The sequence below is a fragment of the Bacillota bacterium genome (assembly GCA_040754675.1).
Classification (GTDB): domain Bacteria; phylum Bacillota; class Limnochordia; order Limnochordales; family Geochordaceae; genus Geochorda.
The window spans coordinates 1-4,315 of record JBFMCJ010000359.1; the positions used below are offsets into that span (position 1 = coordinate 1).

The following is a 4,315-nucleotide window of genomic DNA, read 5'->3' on the forward strand; positions in this document are numbered from 1 at the left end:
TCTGGCCGGGACGGGCGCCTCGCTCGCCCTGTACCTGGTTCGCCGCCTCGACGTGGTGGCTGGCGCGCACGCGGTGCACGGCTTGATGGCGGGGTTCGTGGCGCCCGCGGCCTTCGCGTGGGTGGGTGACCGGTCCCTTTTGGCAGGGCGGGGGACGGCCATGGGGCGGATTGGCGCCGCCATTGCGGCCGCAGCAGTTCTTGGCCCGGCGGCCGGCGGCCTGCTGGCACAGCGGGTGGGGGCGTGGGCGGTGTTCGTGTCCCTTTCGGCCCTCGCCTGGCTGGCACTCCTGCGCACGTGGCGCCTGGCGGGAGCCAGCGGCGGCCGGGCCGGACGGGAGGAGGTGCCGGCCGCTGAGGCCGGTCCGGGCGGCCGGCGCGCAGGGGGCGGCTCGCTGTTGTCGCCCGCGCTCCTGGTTGCCTACGCGGCGGCGATGGTGGTGCAGATGGGGTTCGGGTTTCTGGTCTGGCTGTTGCCGCTGCAGGCCCAGGCGGCGGGGCTGGGCGCCGGCGCCTCGGGCGCCTTGATGGGCGTTCTCGGCGCCACGGCGGGGTTGTGGATGGGCCTGGGCGGGAGCGTGGCCGACCGGCTGCCGCGGCGAAACGTGCTGGGGCTGGGGTTGTTGCTGTTGGGCCTTGGGGAGGCGCTGCTGGGGGCGGCACTGGACGCCGGGACGTTCTGGATCCGGGCGGCGGCCGGCGCGGCCGTGTTCGGCACCGGGTTCGGACTGATCTTCCCGGCGGCTGCGGCTCTGGTGGTGGACGCGACCCAGGCCGAGGGCAGAGGGCGGGCGTTCAGCCTGTTCTACATCGCCTTCTCGGCGGGTTCCGTGGCGGCGCCGGCCGCAGGCGGGGTTCTGGTGCGGCTGGGCCTGCTCCTGGTGCCGCAGGTGCCCGGCGGGACGGTGGGGGGCTGGTGGCAGACGCCCTACGTGCTGGGGGTGGCGGCGGCAGGAGCAGCGGTGGTGGCGGCCCTGTGGCCGCACCTGGGGCACATGCGGACGGCTGGAAGGAGCCCTGCCAGGTAGCCGGGAACGCAGGTGAGCGCGCCGCTCCTATTTTCCGACGTAGCGGCACATGAAGCCGGGGCGCCCGGGGCCGGTGGGCGGCGGGTGGAGCCGCCGGATGCGGAAGTCGAAGCGGCAGTAGCTGATGAAGTCGTGGACCCCGGACAGTTCGACGTCGGCGACGGGGGCGGGCTCGCCCTGGCCCCACGCCAGCGCCACCTCGGCGGGGGTGCCAGCAGTGAGATGCCCGCTCACCAGGTCTTCGGCGACCTCGGGGTCCATGTCGGCAAGCCGGTAGGCCAGGTGATACATCTTCCCCGGGCCGAGGCTGCGCAGGTTGTCGGCCACCCAGGAGTTCTTGACCAGGAGCTGTAGTATCCGTCCCGCCATACCGGCCCCAGCATATGCGCCGGGCGGAAGGGTGGTCTCATCAGCATGAGGGCGCTGCGGCTCGCGGCGGTGAGCGCTGTGGTGGCGGCCCTGGCGGCGCTTCCGGGACCGGCCCGTGCCCGGGAAGGGGACGAGCCGGTGGCGTTCGGGCTTGCCGGGTATCTTGCCCTCCAGCGTCTCAACCTGGGCCAACTGAACCAGGCCCTGACGCAGGCCCCCGATCTGCCTCCCTACGGCTGGAGTGCTGGCTACGGCGTGGTCTTCCTGCCGGCATCCGGGTGGGGCTTTGCGTCGAGCGATGGCACCTTCCGCTGGGAGAGCCGCTCCGGCGACACCTTGAGCCGGCTCGAGATCGGACACGTGCAGATCGGGCTCGTCCGGCGAGTGTTGAGCCGAGACCGCGCCGCCGTGACCGCAGGAGCGCTGGTGGGGCTGGGTTCGGCGGAACTGGAACTGGTGGGGTCGAAGCCCTCGGTGTCGCCGCCCGGGTTTGACGAATTCACCATGAACCGGTTCACCCGCCACCTGCTGACCCTGGAGGTGCAGCTTGGCCTGGCGTGGCGGGTGGGGCCGGTTGGCCTCCTGATGGTGTCGGCGGGGTACCTGGTGGGGACGGATTTCTGGAGCCCGGGGTGGGCCCACCCGTCGGGCGAAGTGCTGCCAGGTCTCCCCGGCCTGCTGAGCGGGCCGGGAGTTCGCGCGGCCCTGGTGGTCGGCGGCGGCTGAGAGGGCATTCGTCCCTTGTGCGGGGGACGGGAGGCGGATTAGACTCCCGTAGGGGGGTTGGCTTGCACTCACGCCGCCTCGCCAACGCGGCCGCACTCCTGGTCGCCGCAGGGTTCGTGGTCGGTGCCGTGCTTTACAATCGCAGCCTCGGGAGCCAGGCCGAGGTGGGCAAGGTGGCTCCGTCCTTCGAGCTGGAGGCGCTCGACGGGCAGAGGGTGCAGCTCGCGGCGTTTCGGGGGCGCCCGGTGCTGGTCAACTTCTGGACGACGTGGTGCGATCCGTGCCGCGACGAGATCCCCGGCCTGGAGACCTTCTTCCGCCGCTTCGGGGACCGGATGTCCCTGATCGGCGTCAACGTGCGAGAGCCGCTTGCGGCCGTCCGCGACTTCGCTTTCGAATTCGGCATGACGTACCCCGTGGTGCGGGACGTGGACGGGCGGGTATCCGAGCGCTACCGGTTGCGCGGCTACCCCGAAAGCTGGCTCATCGGGCCCGACGGCGTGGCACGCCGCTACTGGCCGGGGCCGATCACCTTCGAACAGCTCGAGCAGGCCTACCAGGAGGTGATGGGGCGGCCCATCACGGCCGGCCTGGACGACGGCGGCCCGCTGCCTGCAGGGGAGGCCGGGGTTGGGCTTGTGGCGGTGAGCGGGCGGTTGTTCGTGGCGGGGACGCACCGGCTTCTGTCGGCTCCGGCCGGTCCCGGGCGGGAACGGCCCGACTCCTGGCAGGCCGTCGCGCTGCCCGAGGCCGGCGCCGTGAGCGCCGTCGCAGCGTGGCCGGAGCGCCGGCGGCTGGCCGTTGCCGTAGGAACGGGTATCTGGCTTTACGACCTCGAGGCCGGGCGGTGGGCGCAACTGGCGCGGGCGCCCGCCCCCGTGCTCTCGCTGAGCCCAACCGGTTCGGGCGAAGGCGGCCAGGGGCTGCTGGCGTGGCTGAAGGCGCGCGGTCTCGTGAAGATCGACGCGTCCGGGCGGCTCGAAGAGGTGCCGGCCCGGGGATTGCCGCTGCCGGCGGAGCAGGCCTGGGCCGGGCAAGCCGGGGCCTGGGTGGCCGCGGCCACGCCGGTGGGGCTTCTGAGGGCGAAGGCGAGCCCTCTCAACTTCCAGGCCACCAGGCTGTCTCACCCCTCGTTTGCGGTTCTGGCCCTCGGGGACGGGTGGCTGGTGGCGACCGACCGGGGCGTCTACCGGTACGATCCGCAGAGGGACGAGGCGGCGCCGGTACCCGGCACCCCGGTCCGCACCTTTGTGGCGCTGGCGCCTGTTGGCGCCGAGCAGGTGGCCGCGCTGGCGTCCGGCGGCGACTTTTACATCTTTGTACCCGGCGCCCGGGACGGGGCGTGGCAGGCCGCACCGATCCCGCGCTGAGGCCGAGAAGGCGGGCCGTGAGAAATGGCGACGGCAAGAGCCTCGCGAAGTCCGGCGGACATCTGGGTGTGGGCGGCGCTGCTGGTGGTGGCGGTCGTCACGGCGGCAGGCATCTCGTCCGCCCTCTCGGGGATTCCTCGCGGGCAGAGCGTGGAGGCCCGCGCTCGCGCCATTGCCCGTGAGTTGACCTGTCCCGTCTGCGAAGGGCAGTCGGTGGCGGAGTCCAACAGCACGGTGGCGTCCCGGATGCGGGCCGAAATCCGTCAGATGTTGCAGGAAGGCAAGAGCGACGACGAGATCATCGACCACTACGTCAAGCAGTACGGTACGTGGATTCTGGCCAGGCCGCCCGCCACGGGCGCCTACGTCCTGCTCTGGGGCGCGCCGCTTCTGGTTCTCGTGCTGGGGGCCGTGTGGGCGTACTGGCGCACGGCGGGGAGCAAGAGGGGGTAGAGCGTGTACTCGGCGCTGATCGGCCAGGCCATGCTGTGGCTCGCCTTGCTTGCGTCGCTGGGCGCGGCGGCCTTCTCGGCTGCGGGGATCGTGCGGGCGCGGCCCGCGTGGCTGCGGCTTGGCCGTACCCTGGTCCTGGTGGCGTTCAGCTTCGCCACGGTGGCTTCGGCGGTTCTGGTCGTGGCCCTGTTGAGCGACAACTTCGCCATCGAGTACGTGGCCGAGCGCTCGGCGCGGGCGATGCCGTCCATCTACAAGCTCGGCGCCTGGTGGGGCGGCCAGGAAGGTTCGCTTCTGTTCTGGCTGTGGCTTTTGCTGGGCTACGCGGCGCTGCTCGTGACCGGCCGACCCGACGTGGAGGCGCCGCGCC

The 4,315-nt window shown here is 72.4% G+C and carries 6 protein-coding genes; 5 read left to right on the plus strand and 1 reads right to left on the minus strand.

Features of this window, described 5'->3' with window-relative positions:
- Nucleotides 1-1,027: MFS transporter (locus AB1609_16770; protein MEW6048099.1), on the plus strand; the 1,027-nt coding region annotated here is incomplete at its 5' end.
- A 27-nt stretch (nucleotides 1,028-1,054) separates the two neighbouring features.
- Here AB1609_16770 and AB1609_16775 read toward each other — a convergent pair.
- Nucleotides 1,055-1,396 (minus strand): hypothetical protein, encoded by a 342-nt coding sequence (locus AB1609_16775; protein ID MEW6048100.1) that lies wholly within the window; start codon nucleotides 1,394-1,396, stop codon nucleotides 1,055-1,057.
- A 45-nt stretch (nucleotides 1,397-1,441) separates the two neighbouring features.
- On the opposite strand from AB1609_16775, the gene AB1609_16780 reads away from it, so the two are divergent.
- The 4 genes from AB1609_16780 to AB1609_16795 form a co-directional block, all read left to right on the plus strand.
- On the plus strand, nucleotides 1,442-2,122 hold the full coding sequence (locus tag AB1609_16780; GenBank protein MEW6048101.1) for a hypothetical protein: 681 nt from the start codon (nucleotides 1,442-1,444) through the stop codon (nucleotides 2,120-2,122).
- A gap of 62 nt (nucleotides 2,123-2,184) precedes the next feature.
- Nucleotides 2,185-3,492 (plus strand): TlpA disulfide reductase family protein, encoded by a 1,308-nt coding sequence (locus AB1609_16785; GenBank protein ID MEW6048102.1) that lies wholly within the window; start codon nucleotides 2,185-2,187, stop codon nucleotides 3,490-3,492.
- 24 nt (nucleotides 3,493-3,516) lie between these two features.
- A complete protein-coding gene (locus tag AB1609_16790; protein MEW6048103.1) occupies nucleotides 3,517-3,945 on the plus strand; it encodes a cytochrome c-type biogenesis protein in 429 nt (142 codons plus the stop codon).
- A gap of 3 nt (nucleotides 3,946-3,948) precedes the next feature.
- Nucleotides 3,949-4,315 (plus strand): heme lyase CcmF/NrfE family subunit (locus tag AB1609_16795; protein MEW6048104.1); only part of this gene is annotated, 367 nt, incomplete at its 3' end.